This is a genomic window from Kitasatospora sp. NPDC101183 (genome assembly GCF_044767945.1).
GTDB lineage: Bacteria > Actinomycetota > Actinomycetes > Streptomycetales > Streptomycetaceae > Kitasatospora.
Window position 1 is genome coordinate 79,897 of sequence record NZ_JBIWOW010000014.1, and the last position, 14,064, is coordinate 93,960.

Annotated in this window: 13 protein-coding genes; 10 read left to right on the forward strand and 3 right to left on the reverse strand. The window is 72.7% G+C overall.

The annotated features are described in order from the left end of the window. Positions 1–148: 148 nt before the first annotated feature. On the reverse strand, positions 149–1,360 hold the full coding sequence (locus tag ACIRRS_RS20805; RefSeq protein ID WP_402972653.1) for an alanine racemase: 1,212 nt from the start codon (positions 1,358–1,360) through the stop codon (positions 149–151). A 90-nt stretch (positions 1,361–1,450) separates the two neighbouring features. Here ACIRRS_RS20805 and ACIRRS_RS20810 point away from each other — a divergent pair, with 90 nt between their 5' ends. Then, positions 1,451–2,224, forward strand: coding sequence for an SseB family protein (locus ACIRRS_RS20810; RefSeq protein WP_402972655.1), 774 nt, complete (start codon positions 1,451–1,453; stop codon positions 2,222–2,224). A gap of 51 nt (positions 2,225–2,275) precedes the next feature. Here the strand turns inward: ACIRRS_RS20810 and ACIRRS_RS20815 are convergent, their stop codons facing one another. Beyond that, positions 2,276–2,653, reverse strand: a complete 378-nt coding sequence (locus ACIRRS_RS20815; protein ID WP_402972657.1) for a DUF1844 domain-containing protein — start codon at positions 2,651–2,653, stop codon at positions 2,276–2,278. A gap of 461 nt (positions 2,654–3,114) precedes the next feature. Here ACIRRS_RS20815 and infC point away from each other — a divergent pair, with 461 nt between their 5' ends. The 8 genes from infC to ACIRRS_RS20855 all read left to right on the forward strand — a co-directional run bounded on the left by infC (position 3,115) and on the right by ACIRRS_RS20855 (position 11,653). Then, on the forward strand, positions 3,115–3,879 hold the full coding sequence (gene infC, locus ACIRRS_RS20820) for a translation initiation factor IF-3 (protein ID WP_402972937.1): 765 nt from the start codon (positions 3,115–3,117) through the stop codon (positions 3,877–3,879). Positions 3,880–4,016: 137 nt separating this feature from the next. After that, positions 4,017–4,211 carry a 50S ribosomal protein L35 gene (gene rpmI, locus ACIRRS_RS20825; protein WP_396284618.1) on the forward strand — a complete coding sequence of 65 codons (195 nt, stop codon included), beginning with the start codon at positions 4,017–4,019 and terminating at the stop codon, positions 4,209–4,211. Positions 4,212–4,318: 107 nt separating this feature from the next. Continuing rightward, positions 4,319–4,714 (forward strand): 50S ribosomal protein L20, encoded by a 396-nt coding sequence (rplT, locus tag ACIRRS_RS20830; RefSeq protein ID WP_030395970.1) that lies wholly within the window; start codon positions 4,319–4,321, stop codon positions 4,712–4,714. A gap of 121 nt (positions 4,715–4,835) precedes the next feature. Further along, positions 4,836–5,702 (forward strand): TrmH family RNA methyltransferase, encoded by an 867-nt coding sequence (locus ACIRRS_RS20835; protein WP_402972660.1) that lies wholly within the window; start codon positions 4,836–4,838, stop codon positions 5,700–5,702. A 165-nt stretch (positions 5,703–5,867) separates the two neighbouring features. Then, positions 5,868–6,971, forward strand: a complete 1,104-nt coding sequence (locus ACIRRS_RS20840; protein ID WP_402972662.1) for an ATP-binding protein — start codon at positions 5,868–5,870, stop codon at positions 6,969–6,971. A 159-nt stretch (positions 6,972–7,130) separates the two neighbouring features. Further along, positions 7,131–8,252, forward strand: coding sequence for a phenylalanine--tRNA ligase subunit alpha (gene pheS / locus ACIRRS_RS20845; RefSeq protein WP_402972664.1), 1,122 nt, complete (start codon positions 7,131–7,133; stop codon positions 8,250–8,252). Beyond that, positions 8,252–10,753 carry a phenylalanine--tRNA ligase subunit beta gene (pheT, locus tag ACIRRS_RS20850; protein WP_402972666.1) on the forward strand — a complete coding sequence of 834 codons (2,502 nt, stop codon included), beginning with the start codon at positions 8,252–8,254 and terminating at the stop codon, positions 10,751–10,753. The genes pheS and pheT overlap by 1 nt, the downstream gene beginning before the upstream one ends. A 168-nt stretch (positions 10,754–10,921) precedes the next feature. Continuing rightward, complete coding sequence (locus ACIRRS_RS20855; RefSeq protein ID WP_402972668.1) at positions 10,922–11,653, forward strand: hypothetical protein; 732 nt, start codon at positions 10,922–10,924, stop codon at positions 11,651–11,653. Between the two features lie 412 nt (positions 11,654–12,065). Here ACIRRS_RS20855 and ACIRRS_RS20860 read toward each other — a convergent pair whose 3' ends face one another. After that, positions 12,066–12,935 carry a 3-hydroxybutyryl-CoA dehydrogenase gene (locus ACIRRS_RS20860; protein ID WP_402972670.1) on the reverse strand — a complete coding sequence of 290 codons (870 nt, stop codon included), beginning with the start codon at positions 12,933–12,935 and terminating at the stop codon, positions 12,066–12,068. Positions 12,936–13,241: 306 nt separating this feature from the next. Here ACIRRS_RS20860 and ACIRRS_RS20865 point away from each other — a divergent pair, with 306 nt between their 5' ends. Beyond that, the gene (locus tag ACIRRS_RS20865) at positions 13,242–14,060 is read left to right on the forward strand and encodes an SDR family NAD(P)-dependent oxidoreductase (protein WP_402972672.1); all 819 of its coding nucleotides are present in this window, start codon (positions 13,242–13,244) and stop codon (positions 14,058–14,060) included. Positions 14,061–14,064: the final 4 nt, after the last annotated feature.

A 14,064-nucleotide genomic window follows, 5' to 3' on the forward strand; every position in this document is an offset into this window, starting at 1 on the left:
TGGACCAGAAGGCAATAGGCCTGACATTGACCGATGTTGACGGACCGTGCGCCCGTGAGCAGCGCAAAGGCCCGATGGGGCACCTGGGTTAGGTGTTCCATCGGGCCCGCTTAAGGCTGCCGAAAGGGTGGTGCGCCCGCGTGCGCGCCTACAGGAACGTCCGGCCCTCGCCCCGGTACGTCGGGACGGTCCGGACGACCTCCTCGCCCTCGATCAGGTGCAACTCCCCGAAGCGCTCGCACAGTTCGCCCGCCTTGGCGTGCCGGAACCACACCCGGTCGCCGATCAGCAGGTCGTCCGCCGCCGAGCCCAGCAGCGGCGTCTGCACCTCGCCCGCGCCCTCCATCGGGTCGTAGCGCAGGCCGGCCGGCAGGTACGGCACGGGGGAGCGGTCCGGCCCGGCCGCGCCCGAGGCGGGGTAGCCGCCGCCGAGCACCGTCACCACGCCCACGCCGGGCCGGCGCACCACGGGCTGGCCGAACAGCGCGGCCGGACGGCCCCGGAACGAGCGGTAGTTGTCGAAGAGCCGCGGCACGTACAGCCCGGAGCCGGCGGCCACCTCGGTGACGGCCCGCTCGGCGGCCGTGGACTCCACGCTGCCGGTGCCGCCGCCGTTGACGAACTCCAGCTCGGCCACCCGCCGCAGCCGCCGCACCGTCTCCGCCCGGCGCGCGGCCAGTTCGGCCCGCGCCCTGTCCTGCATCAGCCGGATCAGCCGTGAGTACACCGGCCGTCCCGGCACGCTGTCGCCGACCCCGGCCACGTGCCCCTCGTACGCCATCAGCCCCACCACCCGGAAGCCCGGTCGGCGCTGGACGAGCGCGGCGAACGCCTCCAGCTCCTCCGGGTCGCGCAGCGGCGATCGCCGGGCGCCCACCCGGACCCGGCCGCCCAGCAGGTGCAGCGCGGTGTCCAGCTCCAGGCAGACGCGCACCTCGGCGTCCCCGGCCCGGGCCCCGTCGATCAGGTCCAGCTGGGCGGGGTCGTCCAGGACGACGGTGATCTCACGTGCCAGCTCCTCGGAGGCCGTCAGCTCGGCGAACCCGGAGCGGTCGGCGGAGGGGTAGGCGAGCAGCACGTCGCGCAGGCCCGTCCGGACCAGCCAGATCGACTCGTCCAGGGTGAAGCTCATCACCCCGGCGAAGCCCTCCACCGCCAGCGCCCGCTCCAGCAGCTCCCGGCAGCGCAGCGACTTGCTGGCCACCCGGATCGGCTTCCCGCCCGCCCGGCGCACCAGGTCGGCGGCGTTGGCGTCGAACGCCGCGAGGTCGACGACGGCCACCGGGCCGTCCAGGTGGGCGGTGGCCCGGTCGTACCGGAGGCGATCGGAGACCGGGGCGGGTGCGTCGAGCAGGGCCATGCGCGCAGGCTGCCACACCGCGCTACCAACCGGTAGGGGTCGCGTGCGGAGAAATGTCCCGAAGAGCGCGCGCTGTCATAGGGTCGCCGGGTGGACCGCAAAGACTTCTCCAACCCGGCGTTCGCCGGCAAGAGCATCCCGAACCCCGGCTTCTCCGAGGACGACGGCGGCGCCGACCCCGCCCTGGCCGCCGCCCTCGCCCGCTGGTCGCAGGACGGCTCCGCCGAGCCCGAGGTGCTGGCCGCGCTGACCCCGACCCGGCTGATGGTGCCGATCGTCGCGATCCTCGGCGAGGTCGAGGTCGACGACCACGGGCACAAGCACGACAAGAGCAGCGACATGGCCGTCCCCGTACTGGAGGCCCCGGACGGGCGCCGCGCCCTGCCCGCCTTCACCTCGCTGGAGTCGCTCGCCCGCTGGCGCGCCGACGCCCGCCCGGCGCCGACGGCGGCCCCCCAGGCCGCGATGGTCGCCTTCTCCGAGCGCGCGGACACCCTGCTGATCGACCCGGCCGGCCCCGTCCCGTACGCCCTCGGCGGCGCCCGGCTGCGCGCCCTCGCCGAGAACCGCCGCTACCTGCCGCCGGCGGCCGACCCGGAGGTCCGCGAGGCCGTACGGGCGCTGCTGGCCGCCGAGCCGCAGGTGCTCACCGCGCTGCTCGCGCCCTCGGAGGACTCGGACGGGGTGCTCGCCCTGGTCTTCGACCCGGCGCTGGACCGCGACGGCCTCCAGGAGGCGGCGCAGCGCGTCGTACGGGCGGTGGCGGCGGACCCGCTGCTGCGGGTGCGGCTGGACCGGGGGCTGGACCTCGCGGTGCTGCCGGCCGACGCGGCGCTGCCGGGGGAGCCGCTCTACCGGCGGTAGACGGGGAGCAGACCACCGCCTCACGTGAGTCGGTGATCAGCTCCCCGGATGTCAGGAGTAGACCGGCCCCGTGAACTTCTCGCCCGGCCCCGCGCCCGGTGCGTCCGGCAGCAGCGAGGCCTCGCGGAAGGCCAGCTGCAGCGAGCGCAGCCCGTCGCGCAGCGGCGCGGCGTGGAAGTTGCTGATCTCCGGGGCGCCGGCGGTCACCAGCCCGGCCAGGGCGGTGATGAGCTTGCGGGCCTCGTCCAGGTCCTTGTCCTTCTCGCCGCCCTCGGCGAGGCCGCACTTGACGGCGGCGGCGCTCATCAGGTGCACCGCGACGGTGGTGATCACCTCGACGGCCGGGACCTCGGCGATGTCCCGGGTGAGGTCGTCGAAGCCGATCGCGTCGTCGTCCGCGCCGGGGTTCTGGGTGGGCTCGCTGCTCAAGGGGGGCTCGTTCCGTCGTGCCGTGATGGGTACAAGGGGGAGCGTACAAGGGGCCCCGGGCAGGGGCGGAATGGCGTTCGACCGCACGGAGCTGTATGATTCGAGACTGACCGGCCGGGAGTTCGCGAGAACACTCGGCCAGCAAGTGGAGGCTCCACCGAGGAGGCCCGAGAGGGCAACCGCGAAAGTCTCCCACCTTGTCGGCCTCCAGGTCGACGGGTCCCGGTCCGCGACGGGCGCCGAGGCGCCGGGTCGCCCGCAGCGCCCCTCACCGGGTGCCGCCCCCGGATTGTGTGGAGCCCCGCTTGTACCGAGCGGGGCTTTTTTCGTGTCGCGGTGCACACGGTGCCGAGAGGTGCCGGGCAGCGCAGCACGAATGAAGCCCCGCCCAGTGGTCGAGTCCACTACGTGCGACCGCCGTCCGACGGCCGCAGCGCAGAAGGTGCAACCGAGGAGGCCCCATCAGCACCGAGCCCCGCATCAACGACCGGATTCGCGTCCCGGAGGTGCGACTCGTCGGTCCCAGCGGCGAGCAGGTCGGCATCGTGCCGCTTGCCAAGGCGCTGGAGCTTGCGCAGGAGTACGACCTCGACCTGGTCGAGGTCGCGGCGACCGCCCGGCCGCCGGTGTGCAAGCTCATGGACTACGGCAAGTTCAAGTACGAGTCGGCCATGAAGGCCCGTGAGGCGCGCAAGAACCAGGCGCACACGGTCATCAAGGAGATGAAGCTCCGGCCGAAGATCGACCCGCACGACTATGACACCAAGAAGGGTCACGTCGTTCGGTTCCTCAAGCAGGGCGACAAGGTCAAGATCACGATCATGTTCCGTGGTCGTGAGCAGTCCCGCCCCGAGCTGGGCTTCCGCCTGCTTCACCGCCTCGCCGAGGACGTCCAGGACCTGGGCTTCATCGAGTCGTCGCCGAAGCAGGACGGCCGGAACATGATCATGGTTCTCGGCCCGCACAAGAAGAAGACCGAGGCGATGGCCGAGGCCCGCGCCCTCGCCGACGCTCGCAAGGCCGAGCGCCTGGGCCGCACCGCCGGCCCCGAGGACGACGCCGCCGAGCTCGATGCCGAGGAGCTCGACGCCGAGCTCGGCGCCGAGGAGCTCGACGCCGACACCGTCGACGCAGTCGAGACCGAGGCGCTGGACGCCCCGGCCGAGGACGAGGCCCCCGAGGTCGAGGCCCCGGTCGAGCAGCCGGCCGCCCCCCAGGGCGCCTGAGCCGCGAGGCTCGGACCCAGGGGTCGGCCTCAAGGGTGACGGGGCGTCCCGCCCGGTCACCACAGATCCATCCAGTTCACGCCCGCGCGGCGCAGGTCGCGCGGGCGGGGACGGGACCGACGAGGAGATACGGCGAAATGCCGAAGCAGAAGACGCACAGCGGCGCCAGCAAGCGCTTCAAGATCACCGGCTCCGGCAAGGTGCTGCGCGAGCGCGCCGGCCGCCGCCACCTCCTGGAGCACAAGCCCTCCACGCTGACCCGCAAGCTGGCCGGGACGATCGAGCTGGCCCCCGGCGACGCCAAGAAGATCAAGAAGCTTCTCGGCAAGTGATCGCCCTCCCGCCCGGTGAGAGCCGTGCGGGGCAGCTGATCCTTCCCGACCCATTCGAATGACGGACCGCGTGAAGTAGTCCGTGGTCCAACCCAAGGAGTAATCAAGTGGCACGCGTCAAGCGGGCAGTCAACGCCCACAAGAAGCGCCGGGTCATCCTGGAGCGCGCCAGCGGCTACCGTGGCCAGCGTTCGCGCCTGTACCGCAAGGCCAAGGAGCAGGTCACCCACTCGCTGGTCTACAACTTCAACGACCGCAAGAAGCGCAAGGGCGACTTCCGTCAGCTGTGGATCCAGCGCATCAACGCTGCGGCCCGTGCCAACGGCATCACCTACAACCGCTTCGTGCAGGGCCTGAAGGCCGCCAGCGTCGAGATCGACCGCAAGATGCTGGCCGACCTGGCCGTCAACGACCCGGGTGCGTTCGCCGCCCTGGTCGAGGTCGCCCAGAAGGCGCTGCCGGCCGACGTGAACGCCCCGAAGGCCGCCGCCGACGCCGCCTGATCTTCCGAGATCGGTTGAGCTTCCGACCGGACCCGCAGGCTCGCCTGCGGGTCCGGTTCTGCTTTCGCCCCCCTGCTTTCGTCCTCCTGCTTTCGTCCCCCAGGTCCTAGAGAACGAGACCATGCCGAGCACCGACACCCCCCTGCTCACGTCCCTGCGCTCGCCACGCGTCGTCGCGGCCCGCCGGCTCGCCAAGCGGAACCAGCGCACCAAGGAGCGCCGCTTCCTGGCCGAGGGCCCGCAGGCCGTCCGGGAGGCCGTCGCCTTCGGCAGGCTGCCTGGCACGGAGGACCACGCCGTGGTCGAGGTCTACGTCACCCAGGAGGCCGCCGAGCGGCACGCCGGCATCGTCGAGGCGGCCCTGGAGGAGGGGCTGCCGGTGCTGACCGCCACCGAGGAGGTCGTCGCCGACATCTGCGACACCGTGACCCCCCAGGGCATCGTGGCGCTCTGCCGCTTCATCGACACGCCCTTCGACGAGGTGATCGAGGCCCGCCCGCAGCTGGTCGCCGTGCTGGCGCACGTGCGCGACCCCGGGAACGCGGGCACCGTCCTGCGGACGGCCGACGCGGCCGGCGCGGACGCCGTCGTGCTCACCGACGCCTCGGTGGACCTCTACAACCCCAAGGCCGTCCGGGCCTCCGTGGGCAGCCTGTTCCACCTGCCGGTGGCCGTCGGCGTGCCGGTGGAGGAGGCGATCGGACGCCTGCGCGAGGCGGGCGTACGGGTGCTCGCAGCGGACGGCGCGGGGGAGCGCGATCTGGATCAGGAGCTCGACGAGGGCACCCTGGGTGCGCCGGGCGCGTGGGTGTTCGGGAACGAGGCGTGGGGGCTCCCGGAAGAGACTCGCGCGCTGACCGACGAGGTGGTGCGGGTGCCCATCCACGGCCACGCCGAGAGCCTCAACCTGGCCACCGCGGCGGCCGTCTGCCTGTACGCCTCGGCCCGGGCGCAGCGTTCGCCGGGCGGCTGCCGGGCCGACGCCTGACCCCCGGGGGCGGCGCGCGGGACGCCGCACCCGGCGCGAACCGCGCGGCACGCCCCGCGACGCGCCGGGATCACCCCACCGCAGGCCCTACACCCGGGGCCTGCGAGGCGCTAGGGTCTGGCTCTGTGGGGGCAACGGCACAGTGGGTAATCGGGGAGGACACCCATGGTCGGCAGCGGGCCTGAGCTGGACCCGGACGACCTGCCCGACGGCCTGGTGGTCGCGGACGCGCTGGGCCGGGTGGTCCGCTTCAACAGGGCCGCGGCCGCGCTGACCGGCGTGCCTCCGCAGGCCGCGCTGGGCGGGCTCCTGGAGGACGTCCTCCCGCTGGAGGACCTCGACGGGCGCCGCTGGTGGCAGCTGACCGACCCGTACGGCGGGCTGGCGATCCGCACCCGGCAGCCGGAGCGCAACCTGCTGCTCCCGGGCGGCCGCGAGGTGCTGGTCTCCGCCCGGTACGTCCGGGGCGAGCCCGGCGGGCCGCTGGAGCGGCTGGTGATCGCCCTGCGCGGCACCGAGGAGCGCCGGCGCACCGAGCGCAGCCACGCCGAGCTGATCGCCACCGTCGCGCACGAGCTGCGCTCCCCGCTCACCAGCGTCAAGGGCTTCACGGCGACGCTGCTGGCCAAGTGGGAGCGGTTCACGGACGGGCAGAAGCGGCTGATGCTGGAGACGGTCGACGCGGACGCGGACCGGGTCACCCGGCTGATCGCGGAGCTGCTGGACATCTCCCGGATCGACGCGGGCCGGCTGGAGCTGCGCAAGCAGGTCGTGGACGTGGCGGCGGCGGTGCACCGGCACGTGGAGCGGACGGTGGCCACCGGCATCGGTGAGGAACGCTTCGACGTCCGCATCACCGAGCCGCTGACCGTGCTCTGGGCGGACCCGGACAAGCTGGACCAGGTCCTCGCCAACCTGCTGGAGAACGCGGTGCGCCACGGCGAGGGAACCGTCACCATCGAGGTGGCCCCGGCCAAGGAGGTCGTCGAGGCCCCCGCCTGGGAGCGCTCCGGCACCCCTCCCCGCATCGTGGAGGGCACAGCGGTCACGGTGAGCGACGAGGGCAGCGGAATCCCCGAGGAGTCCATGCCGCGCGTCTTCACCCGCTTCTGGCGCGGCTCCAAGCGCGGCGGCACGGGCCTGGGCCTCTACATCGTCAAGGGCATCGTGGAGGCCCACGGCGGTTCGATCCGGGTCGACCGCGCCCCCGGCGGCGGGGCCCGGTTCCGGTTCATCCTGCCCGCGGGCGTACCGGACTTCATGCTCTGAAGGAGCACGAACGACGAACACGGCATGCTGTGACGAGCCCGGGCGGGGACCGTGGCGGCACAGCGCCGCCGAGCGGCGCTACACGCTGCGACTACACTCGACCCTTGGCGTTGGCCCATAGACCTGAGCACGGACGAGCAGGAGCACGGGAAGATAGAGATGTCGGCACCCAACAAGTCGTACGACCCCGTCGAGGTCGAGGCCCTCAAGCCCGAGGTGGTGGAGCAGGCGCGTGACGGGGCGATCGCCGCCTTCGCCGCCGCCGCCAGCCTGGACGAGCTGAAGCAGGCCAAGGTCGCCCACACCGGCGACCGTTCCGCGCTCTCCCTCGCCAACCGCGAGATCGGCGCCCTGCCCCCGCACGCCAAGGCCGCCGCGGGCAAGCTCATCGGCCAGGCGCGCGGCGCCGTCAACCAGGCGCTGGCCAAGCGCCAGGCCGAACTGGAGGCGGAGCGCGACGCCCGCGTGCTGGTCGAGGAGGCGGTGGACGTCACGCTGCCGTACGACCGCGCCCCGCGCGGCGCCCGGCACCCGCTGACCACCCTGGCCGAGCGCATCGAGGACACCTTCGTCGCCATGGGCTACCAGGTCGCCGAGGGCCCCGAGGTCGAGGCGGAGTGGCTCAACTTCGACGCCCTCAACCTGGGCCCGGACCACCCGGCCCGCTCGATGCAGGACACCTTCTTCGTCCGGGCCCCGGACGGCTCCGCCGACTCCGGCGTGGTGCTGCGCACCCAGACCTCCCCGGTCCAGGCCCGCACCATGCTCGACCGCGAGCCCCCCGTCTACGTGGTCTGCCCGGGCCGGGTGTACCGCACGGACGAGCTGGACGCGACCCACACCCCGGTGTTCCGCCAGGTCGAGGGCCTCGCCGTCGACGAGGGCATCACCTTCGCCGACCTCAAGGGCACCATCGAGGTGCTGGTCGAGAAGCTGATCGGCACCGGCCTCGAACTGCGCTGGCGCCCCTCGTACTTCCCGTTCACCGAGCCGAGCGCCGAGATCGACCTGCAGTGCTTCGTGTGCCACGGCGAGAGCGTCGGCAACCCGGACCGCCCGTGCCGCACCTGCTCCTCCGAGGGCTGGATCGAGCTCGGCGGCTGCGGCGTGGTCAACCCGCGCGTGCTGGTGGCCTGCGGCGTCGACCCGAACCGCTACAGCGGGTTCGCCTTCGGTCTGGGCCTGGAGCGGATCCTGATGAACCGTCACAACGTCGCCGACATGCGCGACATGGTCGAGGGCGACGTGCGCTTCACGCTCCCCTTCGGGATGGAGATCTGATGCGCGTCCCGCTTTCCTGGCTGCGCGAGTACGTCGACCTCCCGGCCGGTGAGACCGGCCGCGACGTCGCCGAGCGCCTCGTGCGGGCCGGCCTGGAGGTCGAGACCGTCGAGACCCTCGGCGGGGACCTCAAGGGCCCGCTGGTGGTCGGCGAGGTGCTCTCCATCGAGGAGCTGTCCGGCTTCAAGAAGCCGATCCGGCACTGCTTCGTCAACGTCGGCGACGCCAACGGCACCGGCGCGCCGCAGGAGATCGTCTGCGGCGCGCGGAACTTCGCCGTCGGCGACAAGGTCGTCGTCGTGCTCCCGGGCGCCGTGCTGCCCGGCCCGTTCCCGATCGCGGCCCGCCAGACGTACGGCCACACCTCGGCCGGCATGATCTGCTCCGCCCGCGAGCTGGGCATGGGCGACGACCACGACGGCATCATCGTGCTGCCGCCGGAGTTCGAGCCCGGCACCGACGCCATCGAGCTGCTGCAGCTGGTCGACGACGTGCTGGACATCGCCGTCACCCCCGACCGCGGCTACTGCCTGTCCATGCGCGGCGTGGCCCGCGAGGCCGCCGCCGCGTACGGGCTGCCGCTGGCGGACCCGGCGCTGCTGGACGTGCCCCCGGCGAACTCCTTCGGCTACCTGGTCAAGGTCAACGACCCGGTCGGCTGCGACCGCTTCGTGGCCCGTACGGTCGTCGGCGTCGACCCGACCGCCAAGTCCCCGATCTGGCTGCAGCGCCGGCTCCAGAAGGCGGGCATCCGCCCGATCTCGCTGACCGTCGACATCACCAACTACGTGATGCTCGAGGTCGGCCAGCCGCTGCACGCCTACGACAAGCAGCGCGTGGACGGCCCGCTGGTCGTGCGCCGGGCGGAGCAGGGCGAGACCCTGACCACCCTGGACGGCGTCAAGCGCGAGCTGTCCGCCGAGGACCTGCTGATCTGCGACAACAGTGGCCCGATCGGCCTGGCCGGCGTCATGGGCGGCGCCTCCACCGAGATCCTCGACCCGGCCGCCGGGCCGGGCACCACCGAGGTGATCATCGAGGCCGCGCACTTCGACGCCGTCGCCGTCGCGCGCAGCGCCAAGCGCCACAAGCTGCCCTCCGAGGCGTCCAAGCGCTTCGAGCGCGGCGTCGACCCGGAGGCCGCCCGCGCCGCCGCGCAGCGCGCCGTCGACCTGCTGGTGCTGATCGCCGGAGGCTCCGCCGAGGCCGGGGTCACCGACATCGCGGCCCCGCACCCGGTGCGCACCATCACCATCTCCGCCGACCTGCCCGACCGGGTCGCCGGCACCGGGTACGGCCGCGAGACCGTCACCCGACGGCTGCAGGAGATCGGCTGCTCCGTCGCGGGCGCCGACATCCTGGAGGTCACCCCGCCGACCTGGCGCCCCGACCTCACCGACCCGTTCGACCTCGCGGAGGAGGTCATCCGGCTGGAGGGCTACGACAACGTCCCCGCCCGGATGCCCAACGTGCCGCCGGGCAAGGGCCTGACCGAGGCCCAGCGCGTCCACCGTCGCGTCGGCGTGGCGCTGGCCGGCGCCGGCTACGTCGAGGTCAACAACTACCCGTTCCTCGGCGAGGCCGCCTTCGAGGCGCTCGGCCTGGAGGCGCAGGACCGCCGCCGCCGTACGGTCACGCTGGTCAACCCGCTCAACGACGAGGAGCCGGCGCTGCGCACCACGCTGCTGCCGGGCCTGCTCGGCGCGCTGCGCCGCAACGTCGGCCGGGGCAACACCGACCTCGCGATCTACGAGACCGGCACCGTCTTCCTGCCCAAGGACGAGCTGAGCGTGGCTCCGCGCCCCGGCGTCGACCGCCGGCCGAGCGCCGAGGAGCTGGCCGCGCTGGACGCCGCGCTGCCGGACCAGCCGCGCCGCGTGGCCGTCGCCCTCGCGGGCGAGCGGTTGCCGTCGGGCTGGTGGGGCAAGGGCGACCAGGCCTCCTGGGCGGACGCGGTCGAGGCCGCCCGCACGGTGGCCCGCGCCGCGGGCGTCGAGCTGACCGTGCGCCAGGGCCGGCTGGCGCCGTGGCACCCGGGCCGCTGCGCCGAGCTGGTGGTCACGGGCACCGACCGCGTGGTCGGCCACGCGGGCGAGCTGCACCCGCGCGTGGTCAAGGCGCTCGGGCTGCCGGCCCGTACCGCCGCGATGGAGATCGACGTCGACCTGCTGACGGCCGACGGCTCCGAGAAGGTCTCCGGCCCGGCCGTCTCCGGCTTCCCGGTGGCCACCCAGGACGTCGCGCTGATCGTCGACACCGCCGTCCCGGCCGCCGAGGTCGAGGCCGCGCTGCGCTCCGGCGCGGGCGAACTGCTGGAGGCCATCCGGCTGTTCGACGTGTTCACCGGCGAGCAGGTGGGCGAGGGCAAGAAGTCGCTGGCGTACGCGCTGCGCTTCCGCGCCGCCGACCGCACGCTGACCGCCGACGAGGCCACCGCCGCCCGCGAGGCGGCCGTCGCCGAGGCCGTGGCCCGTACGGGCGCGGCGCTGCGCGGCGCCTGAGCCCCGTAGGGCCTTGAAGGGCCCCGCCCGGACCATCGAGGTCCGGGCGGGGCCCTTTGCGTCTCCCCGACCGGCTGGATGCTCCTCCCGGCCCGGAGCCTCACCGCCGCGACCTGTGACCCGTTAATCGGGTGACGCCCGAACAGCCGTGCTGCTAGCGTCCGTCGCGTGGCAAAGCTGAATCAGATCATCGCGGTGGAGAAGGGCGTCAAGTCCAAGTCCTTCCAGGAACTCACCCAGTCCCACCAGGACTTGCAGAAGCCCGCCCTGCTGGCCGGCATCGCCCGGACGTACCGGCCCAAGGACGAGGAGGGCGAGCAGCTGCCGCCCGAGTCGACCAGGGTCCAGGTCAAGTCCGAGGACGTGCTGCGCACCACCGCGGCGACCCTGACCAGGCTGTTCGACGTCACCGCGACCAAGGACTGGGCGAACACCGCCGCCCGGGCCGACGTCGTGGTCGACGGGCGCACCCTCGTCGCGGACGTCCCGGTGTCCTACCTGCTCTTCCTGGAGAAGCAGTTGACGGACCTTCGGACGTTCGTCCGCAAGCTGCCCGTCCTGGACGCGGCCGAGTCCTGGAGCCACGACGTCTCCACGGACTCCTGGAAGACCGAGGCGGTGCGCACCATCCGCACCAAGAAGGTCCCGCGCAACCACGTCAAGGCCGAGGCCACGGAGAAGCACCCGGCGCAGGTCGAGGTGTACTACGAGGACATCGCCGTCGGCTACTGGACGACCGTCAAGTTCTCCGGCGCCCTCCCGGCGCGGCGGGTGAACGAGCTGCTGGAGCGGGTGGAGAAGCTCCAGCAGGCCGTCCAGTACGCCCGCGAGGAGGCCAACGGCGCCGAGGTCGACGACCGCAGGGTCGGCGACGCGGTGTTCGGCTACCTGTTCGGGTAGCCCCACGATCCCCCCGTTTGAGCGCGGGGGTGGCGCGAAGAGCGCAAGCTGACACTGAAGTTGAAGCTGATATCAGGGAACACGGTGGAGGTTCGATTCCTCCCCCCGGCACCAACTCCCGCCGGGGTGGCCCAAATGGCAGAGGCGCCCCTGTGAACCTCAGACTCTCGCTCTAGTCTCAGCATTCGCCGCCGAGTGCCGGATCGACCGGATGTGAGCTGAAAGCGTCGGATGTGGGTTCGACTCCCGCCTGCGCCTCTTACGTGGCGCGGTAGCTTCAATGGCAAAGCGCGACGCTGTGAACCTGACCCGCATCCTTAAACGTGCCGGTGCAGAGCAATTGGGTGGCACCTCAGGGGCCCGGGTAGCTGGATACCGCTCCCGGGCCCCGTCACGTTTCCCGTGCCCGCTGTCAGGCGGTGGCGGTGTAGTCGTAGAAGCCGCGGCCGGACTTGCGGCCCAGCAGGCCCGCGTCGACCATCCGGGACAGCAGCGGGGGAGCGGCGTACAGCGGCTCCTTGTACTCGTCGTACATCGACTCGGCGATGGAGACGATGGTGTCCAGGCCGATCAGGTCGCACAGGCGCAGCGGGCCCATCGGGTGGGCGCAGCCGGCCTCCATGCCCTTGTCGATGTCGGAGGCGGTGGCCACGCCCGACTCGAACATCCGGACCGCGGAGAGCAGGTACGGGACCAGCAGGGCGTTGACGACGAAGCCGGCGCGGTCGCGGGCGCGGATCGGCTCCTTGGCGAGGACCTGGGTCGCGAAGGCCTCGACGCGCTCGGTGGTGGCGGCGGAGGTGGTGAGGGTCGGGATGACCTCGACCAGCTTCTGCACCGGAGCCGGGTTGAAGAAGTGCAGGCCGATGACCTGCTCTGGGCGGGAGGTGGCGGCGGCCAGCTTCACGATCGGGATGGAGGAGGTGTTGGAGGCCAGGATCGCGTCGCGGCGCTCGACGACCTTGTCCAGGGTCTCGAAGATCTTGACCTTGACGTCCTCGCGCTCGGCGACGGCCTCCACGACCAGGTCGCGGTCGGCGAAGTCGGCGAGGTCGACGGTGAAGGACAGCCGGGAGATCGCCTCGTCCCGCGCCTCCTGGCTCAGCTTGCCGCGCTTGACCGCCGTGTCGAGGGAGTTGGTCAGCCGGGTGCGGCCGAACTCCAGGGCCTCGCCGCTGGCCTCCGAGACCAGGACGTCCAGCCCGGCCCGGGCGAACACCTCGGCGATGCCCGACCCCATCAGGCCGCAGCCGATCACTCCGACGCGCGCGATGTCACTCACTCAGTTGCCCTTCGGTGGAGCTGGGGGTCGCCCAGCGTCTGGGTGGCCCGGCGAGCCGCCGGTCAAGGGGCCGGTGTGCCGGATTGGGTGCACCGGGCACCGCCCCGACGACGTTACTACTCCCTACCGGCCAGTAGGTCACCCCCTCCCCGCCATGGTGCCACCCTCCTCTAGTGCGCCCGTAGTCCCCAGGAAGTCCCCCGAAGGAGTGAGGCGGACGGCCCGGCGCGTGTGACCGGGGCCCGTACCGCCGCCCGGCCGACAGAATGCCGCAGACGGGGGCCGGGGACGGGAAGGGAGCACGGGGTGCCGACGGGATCGCTGCAGGGGCAGGTGGCCCTGGTCACCGGCGCGGGCCGGGGAATCGGCCGGGAGATCGCCATCGGGCTGGCCGCCGAGGGCATGGCGGTCGGCCTGGTCGGCCGTACCCACGAGACGCTGACGGACACGCTCAAGGAGTGCGTCAAGCGCGGCGCCCGGGGCGTGGCGGTGACGGCCGACGTCACCCGGCCCGGCTCGGTGCGCGAGGCCGTCCGGGTCGTCGAGCGGGACCTCGGGCCGGTCGACCTGCTGGTCAACAACGCCGGGATGGTGGACAAGGCCGAGGTGCCGATCTGGGAGACGGACGCCAACCAGTGGTGGCAGGTGATCGAGACCAACCTGCGCGGCCCGTACAACCTGCTTCGCTGCGTCCTGCCCGGCATGGTGCAGCGGCGCGGCGGCCGGGTGGTCAACCTCAACTCCGGCTTCGCGCTGCGACCGGACGGTGAGTACACCGCGTACGCGACGTCCAAGGGCGCGCTGCTGCAGCTGTCCGACAACATGGCGGACTCGCTGGCCCGGCACGGCGTGGTCGTGCTCGACATCAGCCCGGGCGCGGTGGCCACCGACATGACCGCCGGGATGCCGATGTTCCGGGGGATGAAGACCTGGGGTTCCATCCCGTACATGGTCGCCGTCACCGTGGACGCCGCCCGGGGCCGCTTCGACGGCCTGCACGGGCGGTTCATCCACGCCGGGAGGGACGACCTGGAGGAGCTGGTCAACCGGGCGGAGGAGATCCGGGCCACCGACGCCCGGACGCTGCGGCTGCGGCCGTACAAGGACGACGATCCGATGGTCTGATCGC

Coding starts and splice junctions, on each gene's coding strand:
- ACIRRS_RS20840 (WP_402972662.1), top strand. CDS start 5,868: ATGGTCGGCAGCGGGCCTGAGCTGGACCCGGACGACCTGCCCGACGGC.
- rpmI (WP_396284618.1), top strand. CDS start 4,017: ATGCCGAAGCAGAAGACGCACAGCGGCGCCAGCAAGCGCTTCAAGATC.
- ACIRRS_RS20805 (WP_402972653.1), bottom strand. CDS start 1,360: ATGGCCCTGCTCGACGCACCCGCCCCGGTCTCCGATCGCCTCCGGTAC.
- ACIRRS_RS20835 (WP_402972660.1), top strand. CDS start 4,836: ATGCCGAGCACCGACACCCCCCTGCTCACGTCCCTGCGCTCGCCACGC.
- pheS (WP_402972664.1), top strand. CDS start 7,131: ATGTCGGCACCCAACAAGTCGTACGACCCCGTCGAGGTCGAGGCCCTC.
- pheT (WP_402972666.1), top strand. CDS start 8,252: ATGCGCGTCCCGCTTTCCTGGCTGCGCGAGTACGTCGACCTCCCGGCC.